This window comes from Streptomyces sp. NPDC001868 (genome assembly GCF_040297125.1).
In the GTDB taxonomy this organism is placed as follows: domain Bacteria; phylum Actinomycetota; class Actinomycetes; order Streptomycetales; family Streptomycetaceae; genus Streptomyces.
In genome coordinates this window covers 188495-205546 of the sequence record NZ_JBEOYO010000010.1, presented here as the reverse complement: position 1 = coordinate 205546, position 17052 = coordinate 188495, and the positions used below count along the sequence as shown (strand labels likewise).

Sequence of the window (17052 nt, the reverse complement as noted above, 5' to 3'; positions counted from 1 at the left end):
GGAGGCGTCCGTGTGTGCGGCTTCGGGGTGTTCGTGCGGGCGGCTTCGTCCCGATCGCGCCCGATCCCGCCCGGTCCCGTGGGTCGCGTGCGCGGCGGTCGTACGGCTGGTGGAGGGGTGGCGTGTGCCGGTCCGCGCGCCACGGCGTGCGGCCGTGTGATTTGCGCCGTCACGAGTTGGCCCACCTGCGATCACACAAGGTGAATAATGGGGTCCGAGGGCGTCTCAGCGACAGAGAGGGTCGCCGTGGGGACCGACAGGGACAGTGCCGTTTCCCGTCAGCGCTTCGACGTGGCCGACGCCGCGCCGTTGCTGATCGACGCGGACGGGTTCGTGACGAGCTGGACCCGGGACGCGGAGCGGCTCTTCGGGTATCCGGCGGCCGAGATCCTGGGCCGTAGCGTCCGTACGCTCCTGGTCGACGAGGACGGCGAACGCATCGGCCGGCTGGCCGAAACCCATCGCGCCCTCGGCGGCTGGTCCGGCCTCCTCACCGCCCGCCACCGCGACGGCCACCGGGTGAGGGTGATGGTCCGCGTGGTTCCTACGCGGGAGGCGTCCTCGACCGTGCCGACGCCCACGCCGACGGCGACGGCGACGGCGACACTCACTTCGGCTCCGGCTCCGGCTCCGGCTCCGGCTCCGGCTCCGGCGGACGGTTCCGCCGGTTCGGCTGATTCCGCCGGTTCTGCAGGTTCCGCCGACGCGGCGGCCTCGGCCGCGGCCCGTGCCACCTGGCCCGCCCCGCGCCCCGGTTACCCCGACGCGCCCCGGACCACCGCGCCACCTCCGGCTCCCCCGTCCGCCCCGGCCCCCGCCTCCCCGGAGGTCGGGCGCGCCCCCGCCCGGGAGGCGGGCACCTGGCCGGCCGCCGGGAACACCGGAAGCCCACCACGGCGGACCCCGGGCCCGCCCCCGCCCAAGCCCGCCCCACCACGCGCGCCATCGCCACACACCGAGCCACCGCACACGTCGCCACCCCGCACGCCGTCACCGCACACCGCCCCACCCCGGACCGCGCCCCCAGCGGAGCGGACCACCCCCCGGCCGTCCGCACCCACGTCCGGGCGCGCCCCGGCCCAGGAGCGCGGCGCCTGGCCCGCCGCTCAGCCCCCCGGCAGCCCACCGGCCCGGCAGAGCACGCCCCCTCCCACCCCCGCCGCTTCCCGCCCCGCGTCCCCGTCCGCCCGCCTGCCCTTCTCCTCGCCCCCACCCCCCTCGCAGCCCCCCTCCCCCGACACCCCCACCCCCTCCGACCCCCTCAGCCCCGCCCACTGGGTCGCGCTCGTCTCCGATGCCACCCAGGCGCCCGGCTGGGACATGAGCCGGAACGTGCTGGAGCGGATGACGACGTGGTCGCCCGTGGGGATCGCGATAGTGGACACGGAGCTGCGGTTCGTGTGGTCGAACGCGGCGTTGGAGCGGTTCGGCGGCGGGCGGGCGCACGAGCGGGTGGGGCTGCGGCTCGCGGAGGTGCAGCCGGGGCTCGACGCCGAGCGCATCGAGGCGCAGATGCGGCGGGTGCTGGAGACGGGCGTGCCCGTGCTCGACTACGAACACGTGGGCCGGGTGCGGTCGGCGCCGTACCGCGAGACCGCGCACGCGATGTCGTTCACGCGGCTGGAGGACGACCACGGGCGGCCCATCGGCGTGTACTACACCGTGATCGACGTGACGGAGCGGCACCGCGCCCGCACCCGTCTCGCCCTGCTGGACCGGGCCGGTGAACACATCGGCCGCACCCTCGACGTACGGCGGACCGCGCAGGAGCTGGCGGACGTCGTCGTACCGGCGCTCGCCGACTTCGTGACCGTGGACCTGCTGGACTCCGTACTGCGCGGCGCCGAACCGGGCCCCCTCGGCGACGGTTCCGTCCCGCTGCGGCGGGTCGCCCAGCAGTCCGTGCACGCCGGGGTGCCGGAAGCCGTCCTGGAGGTCGGCGCGCTCGCCGCGTACGCCGCCGGGTCGCCCCCGGTGCGGGCCCTGGTCGGCGGCCGGTCGTGGTCGGAGCCGAGGCTCGACCCGCTGTCGGCGGAGTGGGCCGTGGCGGTGCCGGGCGGCCGGGCGGTGCCCGTGGAGGCGCTCGGGCTGCACAGCGCGATGATCGTGCCGGTGCGGGCGCGCGGCATCACGCTCGGGATCACGACGTTCTTCCGCCGCGACCGTCTCGACCCCTTCGACGCGGTCGACCTGGGTCTCGCCGAGGAGTTGGTGCGCCGGGCCGCCGTCTGCGTCGACAACGCGCGCCGGTACACGCGCGAACGCGACGCCGCGCTCGTCCTCCAACGCAGTCTGCTGCCGCGCCGGCTGCCCGAGCAGGACGCGGCCGAGGTCGCCGTCCGCTACCGTCCCGCCGACGAGCTGACCGGCCTCGGCGGCGACTGGTACGACGTCATCCCGCTGTCCGGCGCCCGCGTGGCGCTCGTGATCGGCGAGGTCGCGGGCCACGGCATCGACGGCGCCGCCGCCATGGGCCGCCTCCGTACGGCCGTCCGCACCCTCGCCGACCTCGATCTGCCGCCGGACGAGGTGCTCGCCCACCTCGACGACATGGTCGCCAAGTCGGCGCGGCAGGAGGGGGCCGAGCCGGGCGGCGGCAGCGGGCAGACGGTCGGGGCGCGCTGTCTGTACGTCGTCCACGACCCGGTGTCGGGGACGTGCGCGATGGCCGCCGCCGGGCCCTTCGCCCCGGCCCTGGTCGCCCCCGACGGCACGGTCACCTTCCCCGAGCTGCCCGAGGGACCGGCGCTCGGCGTCGACCAGCGGCCCTTCGAGGCGCTGGAGACGGACCTCCCCGAGGGCACCGTCATCGCCCTGCACACCGACGGACTGCTCGCCGGGGCCTCCCGCGAGGCGCTGTGCCGTGCCCTGGCCCGGCCCGAGCCCTCCCTCGAACGGCACGCCCAGCGCGTCCTCGACTCCCTCGCCCCGGCCCGCCCCACCGACGACGTCGCCCTCCTCCTGGCCCGCACCCGGCGGCTGCCCGCCCACCGGGTCGCCTCCTGGGAGCTGCCGGCCGACCCGGCGCTGGTCGCCGAGGCCCGGAAGACCACCGCCCGGCAGCTCGGCGTATGGGGGCTGGAGGAGCTGGCGTTCACCACCGAACTGGTCGTCAGCGAGCTGGTGACCAACGCGATCCGGCACGCCGCCGGGCCGATCCGGCTGCGGCTCGTCCTCGAACGCACCCTGATCTGCGAGGTGTTCGACGGCGGCGCCACCGCGCCCCATCTGCGCCACCCGCGCACCACCGACGAGGGCGGCCGCGGTCTCTTCCTCATCTCCCAGTTCACCCAGCGCTGGGGCACCCGCTTCCTGCCCGACGGCAAGGTGATCTGGGCGGAACAGTCACTGGCGGACCCGCTGACGGATCCGTCGGCCTGACGTCACGGCCGCGCGCACCGGCCTGACCGGTCCGACCGGCCTACCGGCAGTCCCCGCGGTACGCCATGCGGGGACGCCCCCGTTGGCCCGACCGGATGAAATCGCCGGGCACCCGCCCCCTCGCCCGCCCTCCCCGCCTCCCCCGAATCTCCACATTTCCGGCAGATCGGTCCCCCCTCGCGCCTCCCCGTGCCCCGTTCAGCCTGATTAGTGGCGGTTGGCACTTCATATGAATGCAGGGGTCGGCTTCGGGCACCGGGCTCCGTCGCCGCGGCTGGACATCAGGAGAAGAGGGACGTGGCGTGAAGCGAAGAACACCGGGGGGCGTGGGTCTGACCCTGGCCGTCTCGGCGGCGCTGGTGGTCGGACTGGCCGGCGAGGCGGTCCCCGCCCCTCCCGGCGCCAGGGGCATCGCGGAGGGCAGGGCACCCGGCGACGGCACCGTGACCGTACGGGTCGTCAACGAGGTGGACGCCGACGGGACGTACGACCACGGTCTGGAGAAGGGCCGCGAGGGTGTGCGGGTCACCCTGACCGACGACCACGGCGCCGAGGTGAGCCGGACCACCAACGCCTACGGCATCGCCTGGTTCCAGCCGGCGGCCTCCCCGCTGCGCGGCGGCAAGTACCGCGTCCAGGCCTACAACCCGGACCCCCGCACCCTCCAGCCCGCGCTCGCGGGCCTCGGCGGCGGCCCGCGCGTCATGCGCTCCAACGTCGGCTTCGTGGACGTCGCCGGGGGCCGGAGCGCGACGTACACGACCGGCTTCTGGGAGCCCGGGGTCTACTGCCAGGAGAACCCGGACTTGGTGACCTGCAACCTGACGAAGGGCGACGCCCCCGACACCCACAAGGGGCTGGTGCGGTTCTCGGGGAACTTCTCCGACACCCATCCCGGCGGCACGGTCGAGCAGCTGACCAACAACACGCAGCAGGGCGCCGTGTTCGGCATCGGCAACGACCGGACCGGCAACACGTACATGGGCACCCTGGTCAAGCGGCACGCGGCGTACGGTCCCGCCGGCGCGACCAACACGATCTACCGCCGCAACAGCGCCTCCGGGGTGAGCACCTTCGTCACCCTGCCGGGCCTGCTGACCGAGCACGACGACGCCGACGCCTGGCTGCGCGACAACCCGGTCTACAGCAGGGTCGGCCGGGAGGGCATCGGCGACGTCGACGTCTCCGGTGACGGCAGGACCCTCTACGCGGTCAGTCTCAACGACTCCCGGCTGTACGCCGTGCCGATCCGCGGCAGCGGCGACGCGGTCTACCCCGGCACCTACCGGTCGCACGTCATCCCCAAGCCGGAGGAGTGCGCCGGTCACTGGCACCCGTACGGCATCGGGGTGCGCGGCGGGCGGGTGCTCGTCGGCGGGGTGTGCGGCGCGGAGAACACGGTCACCTGGAAGGCGCCGTGGGGCGACCCGTCCCAGGTCACCTCGCACGTGTACGAGTTCACCAAGGGCTCGTTCCGGCCGCTGTTCCACACGGCGATGAACTACCCGCGCGGCTGCGCGTACCGGTTCACCGGACCGCCCGCGAACGCGCACCGCTGCCGCAAGCCCGCCCGCGTCGGCCGGCCGCTGAGCGCCATGTGGGAGGCGTGGAACCAGCGCGTCCCCAAGCCCGGGAACCTCTCCTTCGTCTCCGCGCCGCAGCCGATCCTGTCCAACATCGAGATCGCCGACAACGGCGACCTGGTCCTGGGCTTCCGCGACCGCTTCGCCGACATGCAGGGCACGGCGACCTACCCGTTCAACGCGCCCCGGGTCAGCCCCCTGGTCAGGGCCGTCGCCGCCGGTGACGTACTGCGCGTGTGCAAGTCCCGTGCGACGTACACGCTGGAGAACAACGCCCGGTGCGACGCGCTGTACGGCGCCCGGCCCAACAACGACGAGGGTCCGGGCCACGGCGAGTTCTACGACGACTCGACCAGACTGGCCGACGCGTACGAGGACCAGGTCACCCAGGGCGGCACGGTCCTCCAGCCGTACCGGAACAAGCTGTGGAGCACGGTCTACGACCCGTTCGACCGCCACCCCTGGGAACAGGGCGTACGCCGGTGGAACGCCGACAAGGGCAGGACGGAGGGCAACCTCACGGTCCAACGGACCTGGAGCGCCGACGCCGCGCAGCGCGCCATGCTCTTCGGCAAGGGCAACGGTCTCGCCGACCTGGAGATGGTCTGCGACCGCGCGCCCGTCCAGATCGGCAACCGCGTCTGGTACGACGTCAACGGCAACGGCGTCCAGGATCCGTCCGAACCGCCGGTCAAGGGCGTGAAGGTGACGCTCGACCCGCTGTCGTCCGGCCCCGACCTCACGACGTACACCGACGCGAACGGCGAGTACTACGTCGGCAGCGGCCCGGGCCAGGGCGGTCTGCGGCCGAACACCACCTACCGGGTCTCCTTCGACCACGGCCGCGTCGACACCACGGTCCTGCCGGGCCGTCCGAGCCGCGCCTCCCTCAAGTGGACGGTGAAGAACGCCGGCGCGAACCGCGCGATCGACTCCGACGTCGACGCCTACGGCCGGACCACGGTCCGCGTCGGCGACCCCGGCCATGTGAACCACACGGTCGACGCCGGCCTCACCAAGCCGGTGCGGCTGACGCTCGTGAAACTGGACAGGAAGACCAACCGGCCGCTGGCCGGCGCGGTGTTCGAGCTGTGGCAGGACACCAACGGCGTCCGCGGCCTCCAGCGGCACGGCCCGAAGCGGGACCGGTTCGTCAACGACTGCGCCACCTCCCGCACCGGCCGCTGCGCCTTCGGCTCGCTCCTGCCCGGCACGTACCACCTGGTGGAGACCGACGTCCCCGAGGGCTACCTCAAGCCGAGGCAGCCGGTCACCGGGCCGTACGTCCTCACCGCGAAGAACGCCTCGTACGGCGACGGGCTGCTCGTGAAGCTCTTCAACGTGCGGGGAGAGCCGTGCAAGGGGAAGAAGTGCTGACGCCCTGACCACCAGCGCCCGACACGCGGGCCGGGCCGCCCACCGGACGACACCGGTGGGCGGCCCGGCCGCGTATGAGGGCGAGGGTGAGGGCGGGTTCCCGTTCGGCCCAGCAGGACGTCTCCGGGGCGGGCCGGATGCCGTATCTCTGGGAGGGGGTTCGGCGAGTGAGTGTGTGTGAGTGAGTACCGGAGGCCGCGTTGACGACCCGACGAAGGACCAGGACACGAACACGGAAGACCCGGATACGTACGGTCGCGGTGGTGTCGTCCGCGCTGCTGGGCTGGACGGCGGTCCCCGCCGCCGCGTCGGCGCCCGCGCCGGCCTGCACCACACGCACCGGCCCGTACCAGTGGGACCTGGAGCGCCATCTCAAGCTTCCCGCGGACGGCCGGCAGTCCACCGCCGACTGCGTGGCGATCCGCGCGTTCCAGCAGCGCACGGGGGTGAAGCCGGCCGACGGCTACGCGGGCCTCGCCACCTACCGCACGATGCTGGTGGTCCAGGCCCGCGCCAACCCGAACGCGGCCGGCAAGTGCCCGGTGCGGACGTACCAGGTGACATGCGTCGACCTCGACCGGCAGCTGGTGTGGGTGCAGCGGGGCGAGCGGGTGATCTTCGCGCCGGTCCCCGCGCGCACCGGCAAGGACGGCCAGGAGACCCGGACCGGCTGGCACACGGTCTACTGGAAGAACCGCGACCACTACTCCGACCTGTACGACAACGCCCCCATGCCGTTCGCCCAGTTCTTCAACGACGGCCAGGCCTTCCACGGCGTCCTCGACGACCTCTTCCGAGGCGGCTCCCACGGCTGCGTGAACCTGCGCTACGCGGACGCGGAACGACTGTGGAAGATCATGCACGAGGGGGACTCGGTGTATGTATGGGGTGTCAAGCCGGGCACGTCGCGGTCGATGCGGCCGGTGTCGGCGTCCTGAGCGTGGAAGTCATGACCGACAGGGGAGTTGAGGGATGAGGCGCCCTTCGAGGCGTGGGGGGATCGCGGTCGGGGCGGGGCTGGGTGCCGCGGTGGTCGCCGGAGTGCTCGTGGCCCAGGAGGTCTCCTCCCCCGCGCTCGCCATGCGGCCGGCCGCGCGCGCCGCGGACCCGGAGTGCGCCCGGATCGCCGACCGCTACCCCGCGCGGATCGTCGGCGAGTCCCGCGACCCCGTCTCCGTCAGCGGCGTGGCGTCCTGGGGCGACGGCGGTGTGGTGCTGCGCTGCGGCCTCGAACCACCGCCGGCGACCGACGATCCGTGCGTCGAGGTCGACGGCGTCGACTGGGTGTTCCGGGAGGACCGGTCCGCCGGTTCCGGCTACCGCGTCCTCATCACCTACGGCCGCGATCCCGCCGTACAGGCCTTCGTCGACGACCGGATCACGGCGATCGACGGGGTCCTGGTGGACCTCAGCGACGTGGTGAGACCGATCGAGCCGTCGCCGGACGAGAAATGCGTGGACGCGGCTTCGGGCTGACGGCCCTCCCCCGGCGGACAACAACACGGTGTCCGAGGTGATGACCGAGGTGATGGCCGGGGCCGTGGTCAGACCGGGCGGGGGCCGCCGCTGAGGCGGCCCGAGGGGGCCGTCGGGACGAGGCGGTCGTAGCGCCAGGCGCACAGGCCCAGGGCCATCAGGAACTGCAGGTCGAGCAGGGCGAAGGTCATCATCACGAAGGCCCAGTCCACCGAGTCGGCCGGTCCGTCACCGGCCCACACCCCGGTCGCCACCTGGCAGAGCAGATACAGGACCGCGTACACCGAGACGTCGATGGTCGCGGTGCGCCAGCGCGACAGCGCGGGGAGCGCCTTCCGGACCACCGTCAGCACGAGGATCGCCATCGGCGGGAAGAGCAGTCCCCCGCCGACGACCACGTCCGGGCCGACGTCATCGGCCGGCTCGTCCACCGCGAGCATCCCCACGTTCAGCACGGCCAGCCCCCACAGCCACGACGGAAGGGTGACCATGGCCGCGTACTCCACCGCCCGGCGCCAAGGCGTGATCATGCGCTCTCCTCGCAATCCCCGTACGTCACCGGCGGTCAACCGATGACCACAGCAGTGTCCCAGCCGTCCTCGGGGAGGGTAATCGGCCCCCTCCGCAAGGGAGTTGCCTAAGCTGTACGGCGATGAAGACGAATCCCCGCGCGGTCCTGTGCGTGGTGGTGGCCGGGCTCGTGGTGACGGGCTGTGCCACGCCGAAGCCGCTGCCGACCGACGTGGAACAGGCCGAACGGGCCGAGCAGGCTCAACAGGCGGGCGGGTCCGGGCTGTTCAAGAGCATTCCCGTCGGCGAGCGGCCCGCCGCCCCCGACTTCGCCGGGACCGGCGTCGACGGCGGGTCCGTCCGCCTCTCCGACCACCGCGGTCACGTCGTCGTCGTGAACGCCTGGGCCTCCACCTGCGGGCCCTGCCGCGCCGAGTCGCCCGCTCTCGACCGTACGCAGCGGAAGCTGAAGTCGCGGGGCGTACGGGTCCTCGGCGTCAGCACCGACGCGTCCCGGGCGAGCGCGCTCGCCTTCCAGAAGGACCTGGCACTGTCCTACCCGAGCCTCCACGACCCGGGCGGCAAGCAGTTCCTGAAGCTGCCGAACGGCCTGGTGAACCCGCGGATCCTCCCCTTCACCCTCTTCGTCGACCGCGAGGGCCGCATCGCGGGGGCCGTGCAGAGCACGGTGACGGAGGAGGACGTGCGGGGCGTCGTCACGCCGATGCTGGCGGAGGGGGAGTGAGGGGGGCGTAGGGGGAGTAAGGGGCGGCGGGCCGCCGGGCATCGGTCGAACTCGCCCCGGACGGGGTCTTCTTCTCACCCTTCTCCGGCTGTTTCTCCTGGTTCTGCTGCTTCTTGGTCTTCTTCTCCTGCTGTTGCTCCTCCTGCTTCTTCTTCTCCTGCTGTTGCTTCTTCAGGAGGTTCTGGAGGCGGTGCGTGCCGGCCAGGGCCGCGTCGCGGGTGGCGGTGTCGTCGATGCCGTAGAGGCCGCCGTGGGTGAGGAGGGCGGCGGTGTCTCCTACGCGCACGGTCGCCAGGTCGAGGGTGAGGGCGCTGTCCTCGCCCTCGACGTCACCGCTGACGACCAGCCGCAGGCCCTGCCTCGCATCGCCCAGGTCGTCGGGGAGTTCGACGGGGGTGACCTCGGCGCCGTACTCCCGCCCCTGGGCGCCGGTGATGGTGAACTCCCCGCACTTGTCGACGAGTTGGCGGAGCTTGCCGAGGCGGGCGTCGAGGTCGGCCTTGTCGTAGGCGCCGACCTGGTAGCGCAGCTGGGCGCCGTACTCGAAGTCGTCGAAGCCCGTGACGGCCGTGCCGCCCTTGGGCTTGCCGAGGATGTCCTCGGTGTACACCGCGTCGAGGAGTTCCTGGCACTCGGGGAGGTCGGTGCGGCCCTTGAGGAGGCCGTCGCGCCAGGTCGCCGCGCCCTGGGTGCCGGCCCAGGCCTCGCCGAGGTCGTCCTGGCGGAGCAGGGCGCTCCTGGCGCGGGCGTCGGTGAGGGCGGGGGGCGACGACGGGGCGGAGGGCGACGGGGAGGCCGTGTCGTCGACCACGGCGGCCTCGGGGAAGCCGCGCGGGTGCCCCGGGTCGTCCGCGACGCAGGCCGTCGCCCCCGCGAGCATCCCGAGGGCCACGACCCGGGCGAGAACACGGTACGGACGACGCATGGCGGAGCCTCCCGGGAGCACGACGATTCCGCTCCCACGCCACCACCGCCCGGGCCCGCCCACCAGCGCACGAGGGCGTACGGGTGAGCGGCTCCCCCGGACGGCTCCCTCCGGCGGCTCCCTCCGCCTGCTCCCGCTCACGGCCTCGCCGGGCGGCGGTTCAGGGCAGGGGGGTGGGGAGGACGGAGTCGTCGGCCGTGGTGGGAGGGGTCTCGGTGGGGGGCGGTGCCGTGCCCCGGATCTCCACGAGCGCGCCCGTCGTCAGCCGGGCGTACAGCCATCGCGCGTCGGCGGTGCGCAGGCCGATCCAGCCGGAGGTGGTGTCGAGGGTGCCGGGGGCCTTCTCGTTGCGGGAGAGCCCGGCGATCCAGATGTCGCTGCCGACCGGGCTCGGCGTCGTGCCCTCGCTCACCTCCTCGTTCGCCTTCTCGCTCGTGTTCTCGCTCGTGCCGGTCCCATCGGTCCCATCGGTCCCATCGGTTCCACCGGTTTCATCGGTACCGTCGGGTTCTTCGGTTCCGTCGACCGGCTCGGCCGTACGACGCGCACCGTCCGTCGCGTCCGTACCGTCCGTGGCCGGAGACAGTTCCAGGACCCACGGGAGCTTGACGTCGTACTCGTCGGGGAATTCGACCGTCGCGGCGGAGATGGTCTTGACGCTGTACTTGGCGGAGACCGTCATCAGGCCGGTCGGGGTCGGTGTCCTGATCATGCCGGCGGAGATGGGCAGGTCGCGGCCCTCGAAGGTGAGGACGCGGCGGGAGAGGTCCACGGTGACCTCGGGCGCCGCCGTCACGCTGGGCACGGAGGACATGGCCGTGGACGGGCGCTGTTCGGTGCCGTGGGAGGCGACGTTCAGGGTGAGGACGGCGGCCAGGCCCGCCGCCGCGCAGCCGCCCGCGACGGCGGCGCTCGCACGGCGTCGGCGTCGGCGGCGTCCGGCGGTGGCGCGGACCTCGGCGCCGGAGCCGGGCGGCGGGGTCTCGGCGGTCTCGGCCAGCTCGCGCAGCCGGACGGTGAGTTCATCGGACACGGCCGTCCTCCTTCTCACCCTCGCCGGGGGCCAGTTCGCGCGCCAGCGCCGCACGGCCGCGGGACAGCCGGGCCTTGACCGTGCCCACGGGGGCACCGGTCTCGGAGGCTACCTGCTCGACACTCAAGTCGCACAGATGGTGCAGAACCACCGCCATCCGCTGGGCCTCCGGAATCCTGCGCAACGCGTCGACCAGTACCGCGCGTTCGGGATCGGGTCCCGGCGCGTGTTGCGGGGGCGGATCGCGGCGCACCAGTTCCAGCCAGCGGCGCGCCCGGCGCCACCGGCTCACCGCGAGCCGCATCGCCACGGTCCGGATCCACGCCTCGGGCGCCCCGTCCGCGAGGAACTCGCGCCGCCGGTCCCAGGCCCGTACGAACGCCTCCTGCACCACGTCCTGCGCCTCGCCGTGGTCCCCGGTGAAGGCGAAGAGCTGGCCGGTCAGCCGGGGGAACGCGGCGGCGTAGAACGCGTCGAACTCTTCCTCGGTCATGCCCCCGCCGTTGTCCGAAGTTCCCTGCGTCGCCATGCAACCCGGCCGCCCCCGCCGTGCGTACAGGTCCCGTACGTACGCCGCACATCGAAACACATCACGGAAGCACCTCACGAGAACAGACCGCTCGTAAGACATCTGGGGGGACACCATGACCACGGGGAGCAGAACCGCGAGGTTCAGGGCCAGGGGGAACAGCGCCAGGAAGAACAGGGCAGTGCTCGCCGCGACGGCCGCGTGCGCGATGGCGCTGGCGCTGGCGCTCACGGGCTGTGCGGGGAGCGGGGAAGGGGTACGGGTCGAGGGGCCGAGCTCGGTCCCGGAGATCCATGCCCGGGCGGACGCGGACGACAGGGGCGGGGCCGGCGCCGAGGCCGTGGACGTGGAGCCGAGTCCCGCCCCGCCGAAGGCCTTCGAGGGTGCCCGCGTGAACATCGCCGAGGGGCGGACCGTGGGCGTCGGCATGCCGATATCCGTCACCTTCGACCGCCCGGTCCCGAAGGCCGAACGGGCCGACGTGGAACGGCTGTTGAAGGTCACGACGGACTCCGGCACCGAGGGCTCCTGGAGCTGGATCAAGGACCGTGACCTCGCCGACGGACAGCGCGTCGACTTCCGTCCCCGCGCCTACTGGCAGCCCGGTACGAAGGTCACCGTCGAGGTCGGCACCGGCCTCACCCGGCACTTCACCATCGGCCGCTCGCTCATCGCCACGGTCGACGTGCGCCGCCACACCATGACGGTCGAGAAGGACGGCTCGACCCAGCGCATCCCGGTCACCGCGGGCGCGCCCGGCATGGAGACCTGGAACGGCACGATGGTCGTCTCCGACAAGCAGCCCAAGGTCTTCATGGACTCCCGAACGGTCGGCTACGGCGACTCGTACGCCGACTGGTACTCCTACGCCGTCCACCTCACCGCCTCCGGCACCTACCTGCACGAGAACCCGAAGGCCAACACGTACGCGGGCCGGCAGAACGTCACCCACGGGTGCGTGGGCCTCGCGAACGACGGGACGGCGAAACGGTTCTACGACCAGGTCATCCCGGGCGACGTGGTGAAGGTGACCGGCTCGAAGGAGACCGTGGCCGTGGGGAACGGTTACGGCGACTGGAACCTGAGCTGGGAGCGGTGGGTGGCGGGCAGCGCGCTGAGGTGAGGTGAGGGGAGGGGAGGGGAGCGGAGAGGAGAGGAGGTGCGGCGAGGGGAGGTGCGGCTCCGGAGAAAAGTGTCCCGGCGGTGTCATCCGTCCCGTACGCCTCCCGGGTTTCAGGAGTGTCAGACCAACACACCTGGATCAACACACCTTTGGGGGTCGTCCGTTCATGACCATGGCACGGATGCGCACATACGTCGCCGTCGCAGCGCTGACCACGCTGCTGGCGGGGGCATCGACGACGTCGTACGCCGTCTCGCGGGGGGAGACGGCGCACGGCGCCGGCACGACGGTGGCGGAGGCGGCGGCCAGGAAGGCGCCGACTCCGCGCATCGTCCAGCCCGGTGAGCGTGTCGTCGCCGCGCCGGGATTCGAGTTCTGGATGACGACGGAGGGCAAGCACTGGCTGGAGCCCGCCCTGCCCGACTTCCCGCAGTTCCGCAGCGTCGTCGACGGCAACATCGACCGCACCCGGCCCGGGGTGTCGCTCCAGGCGTCCGCCTTCGAGGGGCGCTACTACCTCTCCGGCGTCTACTACGGGGGCAAGGGCACCGCCTCCCGCGTGGCGGTCCGCACGAGCACGGGCACGGTCCACGGCAAGCTCATCGAGCTGCCCGGGAAGCCGGGCTGGGGCGTCTGGTACGCCGTCGCGGACCTGCCCGCGGTGGACGACGGGCAGGAGTTCCTGCGCGGTGTCACCGTCCACGACACCGAGGGTGGCGTCTACTCCCGGCTGCGCCTGCGCTGACCCGGTCCGGGGCGGCCCTCCCGTGGGCCGCCCGCTCCGCACCGGCACCTCGTGCCGAAGTGACCGTGCGGGAGCGGGACTTGACCACCCCGCCGGGGACTTGACCACCCCGCTCCCGCACGGCATGCTCCCCCGTTCCCGATCCCGAGGACCGTCGTCCGTGCCGCAAGAGAAACCCGGATCACCAGAGGCCCGCGACTTCGCCGCGTACGCCACCGCGGCCTGGCCGCGCCTGGTGCGTACCGCGCACATGCTGACCGGCGACTTCCACGAGGCCGAGGATCTCGTGCAGACCACCCTGGCGAAGGTGTACGCCCGCTGGCGGCGCATACCGCGCGACGACGTCGACTTCTACGTACGGCGCTCGCTGGTCAACAACAACATCAGCCGCGTACGGAAGAGACGCGTGGCCCATCTGCTGACGCCGCTCCTGCCCGAGCGGATGCACGAGCGGCACACCGGGCACGCCGACTCGGTCGTCCAACGGGCCGCCGTCACCCAGGCGTTGGCCGCGCTGTCGGCCCGGCAGCGGTCCGTGCTGGTGCTCCGCTTCTGGGAGGACCTCAGCGAGAGCGAGATCGCCCAGCTGCTCGGCTGCTCGCTCGGCACGGTCAAGACCCATGTCCGACGCGGTCTGCAGGCCCTGCGCGCCCACCCCGAGTTCGCCGGCCCGGCCCACACGGACCGCCGCGCCCACGGCTCCGCCCCCGCCCTCCCGTTCGTCCCGGCGCACCCCTCGCCCGTCCCCGGAGCCCGCCCATGAACCACCCGCCCTCCGGGACCGGCCCGGACACCGCAGCAGGATCAGGGACAGAAACAGGAACAGGAACAGGAACAGATGTGGGTACGGACGGTTGGGCGCGCTCGGGTGGTGGCCCTGCCCTGGACGGCGAGGACGGTGAGGACGGTGAGGCCGCCGTCGACACCGGGCAGTCGCTGCGTGAGGCGTTCGCCGGGGCCGCGTACGACTTCACGCCGCCCCCCGTACCGCTGGAGGCCATCGAGCGGGAGGGCCGCGGCCGGCGGCGGCGACGCCGGGCCGCACTGCTGAGCACGGGCTGCGGGCTGCTGCTGCTCCCGCTCGTCGCGGTGCTGGCCCTCCGCCCCGACGGCCCCTCCTCCACGGTCCAGCCCATGGCCCCACCGCAGCCGAGCGCCGTCGCGTCGGCGACGCCGACCCGGATCCCCGCCCCGTCGGCCGGGCGGGTGCGGGTCGTCGAGTCGGGCGAGAAGGTGTACATCGGCGACGGCACACGGATCTGGCTGACGGAGGAGGGCAAGTACGGGGACACACCCGGTGTCTCCGAGGTACCCGAGTTCGAGAGCGTGGTCGACGGCAACATCGACACCGGCCGGCCGAGTGCCTCCGTGAAGGAGACGCCGCGGGGCCCCCACAAGTCGTTCCTCACCGGTGTGTACTACGGCGGCCGGACCGTGGCGGCCGGCGTGCGGATCGAGCTCTACGACGGCACGAAGCTCGACGGCACGGTCGTCCGGCTGGCCGGCAACGAGGAGTGGGGCGGCTGGTACGTGCTCGCGGACGTCGGGGAGGGCGTCTCGAACCCCGAGCACATGCGCGGCATCACCCGCAGGGTCACGGTGTACGACAAGGACGGCGGCGTGGTCGCGTCGCAGGACCTCGGCTGAGCCCGGCACGTCACCGCTTCTCGTACGCGTTCGCCGGTTCGGCCACCCGCTTCACGGACTCGGCGTCCAGGACCGGGCGCCAGGCCTGCTCGGAGCCCGGCTTCCCCTCGGGGTGCCAGGTGCCGGTGACGGTGACCCAGGTGTCGGCGGCCGGGGCGTCGGCGTCCCGGATCGCGACCTTGTAGGGGCTCGCGTCGGCGGCACAGCAGGAGACGAGCAGCCGGGTGAGGTACCAGGTGCCGTCGTCCCCGTGCGTGACGAAGCCGGTCATCCGGACCGTACGGCCCTTCAGCGACCGCTCGCTGTCGTAGACCGCCCGGGACGAGAACTCCCCGAGGGTCAGCTCGACCGGGTCCCCCTCGGGCGTCGCGAGTTCGAGCGCGACCACCGGGCCGAGGACGGAGGCGACGGTCGCGATGGCGACGAGGGCGAGGCCGCCGGGTACGGCGTAGAGCAGGACGCGGACGACGAGCCGTACGCCGGGCAGGACCCCTGCCCCCGGGCCTCCGGCGCTCCCCCGCCTCCCCCGTTGGTCCCGTTTCTCCCTGGTCTCCACATGAGGTGGTTATGGAGCGGGGCTGTGCGGTGGCCCGGAATCGTCAAAGAGGCGGCTGTGCGGGCGCCGGTCCGAGTGTGGTGGTGCCCGGGGCGGTGCGGTGGCCGAGGCCGGTGCGGTAGGCGTCGAGGGCGGCCTCGACGCGGCCGGTGCGGCGGTACAGGTCCCCGAGCAGGCGGCACAGGTCGGCCAGGTCGCCGGCGGCGCCCGCGCGTTCCAGCAGGCTCAGTGCCCGTACGTAGTGCTCCTCGGCGGTGTCCGCGTTCCGGGCGTCCTCGGCGATGATGCCGAGGAGGCGGTGGGCGGCGGCGGAGTGGAGGGCGCCGCGTTCGGAGCTGAGGTCGCTGAGAACCTCGCGGAGCAGTTCGGCGGCCTCCTCGGACTTGCCCCGGCGGTGCAGGACGTCGGCGAGTTCGACGGCGACCTGGCTGGTGTAGAGGGCGGCGCGCTTGGCGGAGAGCATGCGGCGGGCCTCGCGCAGCTCCTTCTCGGCGCGGGCGTAGTCACCGTTCTGGGCGTGCAGATAGCCGCGCATCCAGTGGCAGTTGGCCAGTTCGATGCGGATCTGGAGCTGGCGGTACAGCTCGGAGGCCTTGGCGAGGGAGGCGTCGGCCTCGGCGATACGGCCCTCGGCGATCATCGTCCGGGCGACCGAGCGGTGCATCCGGGCGACGAGGGCGGGGTCGCCGGACTGCGGGGCGAGGGCGAGGGCCAGCTCGGCGGCCTGGGCGGCGCGGGCGTGGGCGCCCATGTCCATGTAGGGGGCGATGACTCCGGTGTAGAGGAGGAGTAACGCGTCGGGGTCGTGCAGGCCGTTGCGGTTCAGCTCGTCGAGGGTGGACTCGTAGAGGTAGCAGGAGTAGCGGAGTTCACCGGCGAGGTAGTGGGCGGTCGCCCGGCCGCGCAGGGCGGGGACGCGGGCCGGGAGCGGGGCGTCGCCGAGCCGCTGCTCGGCCTGCTCGAACCGCAGCTGGGCGGCCTCCAGGTCGCCGGTCTCCAGGGCGCATTCGCCGAGCCCGAGCAGGGAGTCGGCCTGCTCGGCGACGAGCCCGTACTCCTCCGCCTCCGCGAGGACGGCCGTGAACCCCTCGGCGGCGGCCTCGGTGGCGCCGCTCGCGAGGGTGCGCTGGGCGCCGGTCAGGCGCAGCCGCAGCTCGGTGGCGAAGCCGGCGGGGCGGCCGGTGGCCAGCTCCTCGTAGCCCACGCCGAGCCGTTCGGCGATGTGCCGCAGGGCCGGTTCGGAGGCGCGGACGCGGCCGGCCTCCAGGGTCGAGATGTACGCCGGGGTGTACGCCGGTTCCGCCAACTGACGCTGTGTGAGGCCCCGTTCCGTCCGCAGTCGCTGCACCCTGCGCCCGATGACCTCGGGATCGTCACGCTCGGCCGTACCTGCCATGGCGTAAGCATGCCAGTAACCCCGGT

At 73.2% G+C, this 17052-nt stretch carries 15 protein-coding genes; 9 read left to right on the top strand and 6 right to left on the bottom strand.

Annotation, left to right across the window (positions count from 1 at the left end):
• Positions 1 to 246 precede the first annotated feature (246 nt).
• The 4 genes from ABT147_RS15405 to ABT147_RS15390 all read left to right on the top strand — a co-directional run bounded on the left by ABT147_RS15405 (position 247) and on the right by ABT147_RS15390 (position 7817).
• On the top strand, positions 247 to 3381 hold the full coding sequence (locus ABT147_RS15405; RefSeq protein WP_351405952.1) for a SpoIIE family protein phosphatase: 3135 nt from the start codon (positions 247 to 249) through the stop codon (positions 3379 to 3381).
• A 326-nt stretch (positions 3382 to 3707) separates the two neighbouring features.
• Positions 3708 to 6341 carry an SdrD B-like domain-containing protein gene (locus ABT147_RS15400; protein ID WP_351405950.1) on the top strand — a complete coding sequence of 878 codons (2634 nt, stop codon included), beginning with the start codon at positions 3708 to 3710 and terminating at the stop codon, positions 6339 to 6341.
• Positions 6342 to 6604: 263 nt separating this feature from the next.
• Positions 6605 to 7279, top strand: coding sequence for a L,D-transpeptidase family protein (locus ABT147_RS15395; protein ID WP_502983091.1), 675 nt, complete (start codon positions 6605 to 6607; stop codon positions 7277 to 7279).
• A gap of 34 nt (positions 7280 to 7313) precedes the next feature.
• A complete protein-coding gene (locus tag ABT147_RS15390; protein ID WP_351405948.1) occupies positions 7314 to 7817 on the top strand; it encodes a DUF3515 family protein in 504 nt (167 codons plus the stop codon).
• A 68-nt stretch (positions 7818 to 7885) separates the two neighbouring features.
• Here the strand turns inward: ABT147_RS15390 and ABT147_RS15385 are convergent, their stop codons facing one another.
• On the bottom strand, positions 7886 to 8347 hold the full coding sequence (locus ABT147_RS15385; protein ID WP_351405946.1) for a hypothetical protein: 462 nt from the start codon (positions 8345 to 8347) through the stop codon (positions 7886 to 7888).
• 122 nt (positions 8348 to 8469) lie between these two features.
• On the opposite strand from ABT147_RS15385, the gene ABT147_RS15380 reads away from it, so the two are divergent.
• Positions 8470 to 9072, top strand: coding sequence for a TlpA family protein disulfide reductase (locus ABT147_RS15380; protein WP_351405944.1), 603 nt, complete (start codon positions 8470 to 8472; stop codon positions 9070 to 9072).
• Here ABT147_RS15380 and ABT147_RS15375 read toward each other — a convergent pair.
• The 3 genes from ABT147_RS15375 to ABT147_RS15365 form a co-directional block, all read right to left on the bottom strand.
• The gene (locus tag ABT147_RS15375; protein WP_351405942.1) at positions 9044 to 9997 is read right to left on the bottom strand and encodes a hypothetical protein; all 954 of its coding nucleotides are present in this window, start codon (positions 9995 to 9997) and stop codon (positions 9044 to 9046) included. The two genes, ABT147_RS15380 and ABT147_RS15375, sit on opposite strands and share 29 nt — an antisense overlap.
• Positions 9998 to 10157: 160 nt before the next feature.
• Positions 10158 to 11030, bottom strand: coding sequence for a L,D-transpeptidase (locus tag ABT147_RS15370; protein ID WP_351405940.1), 873 nt, complete (start codon positions 11028 to 11030; stop codon positions 10158 to 10160).
• Positions 11020 to 11523 carry a SigE family RNA polymerase sigma factor gene (locus ABT147_RS15365; protein WP_351405938.1) on the bottom strand — a complete coding sequence of 168 codons (504 nt, stop codon included), beginning with the start codon at positions 11521 to 11523 and terminating at the stop codon, positions 11020 to 11022. The genes ABT147_RS15370 and ABT147_RS15365 overlap by 11 nt, the downstream gene beginning before the upstream one ends.
• Positions 11524 to 11674: 151 nt before the next feature.
• On the opposite strand from ABT147_RS15365, the gene ABT147_RS15360 reads away from it, so the two are divergent.
• The 4 genes from ABT147_RS15360 (at position 11675) to ABT147_RS15345 (ending at position 15074) form a co-directional block, all read left to right on the top strand.
• Positions 11675 to 12682, top strand: a complete 1008-nt coding sequence (locus ABT147_RS15360) for a L,D-transpeptidase (protein WP_502983090.1) — start codon at positions 11675 to 11677, stop codon at positions 12680 to 12682.
• 181 nt (positions 12683 to 12863) lie between these two features.
• Positions 12864 to 13427: a hypothetical protein gene (locus ABT147_RS15355; protein ID WP_351405934.1), complete on the top strand. Its 564-nt coding sequence runs from the start codon at positions 12864 to 12866 to the stop codon at positions 13425 to 13427.
• 160 nt (positions 13428 to 13587) lie between these two features.
• A complete protein-coding gene (locus tag ABT147_RS15350; protein ID WP_351405932.1) occupies positions 13588 to 14190 on the top strand; it encodes a SigE family RNA polymerase sigma factor in 603 nt (200 codons plus the stop codon).
• Positions 14191 to 14267: 77 nt separating this feature from the next.
• The gene (locus ABT147_RS15345; RefSeq protein ID WP_351405930.1) at positions 14268 to 15074 is read left to right on the top strand and encodes a hypothetical protein; all 807 of its coding nucleotides are present in this window, start codon (positions 14268 to 14270) and stop codon (positions 15072 to 15074) included.
• Between the two features lie 10 nt (positions 15075 to 15084).
• Here the strand turns inward: ABT147_RS15345 and ABT147_RS47320 are convergent, their stop codons facing one another.
• Both ABT147_RS47320 and ABT147_RS15335 read right to left on the bottom strand, forming a co-directional pair.
• Entirely contained in the window at positions 15085 to 15630 is a 546-nt protein-coding gene (locus ABT147_RS47320) for a TIGR03943 family putative permease subunit (RefSeq protein ID WP_502983089.1), read from the bottom strand.
• A 43-nt stretch (positions 15631 to 15673) separates the two neighbouring features.
• Positions 15674 to 17026, bottom strand: coding sequence for a tetratricopeptide repeat protein (locus ABT147_RS15335; protein WP_351405928.1), 1353 nt, complete (start codon positions 17024 to 17026; stop codon positions 15674 to 15676).
• Between the last annotated feature and the right edge of the window lie 26 nt (positions 17027 to 17052).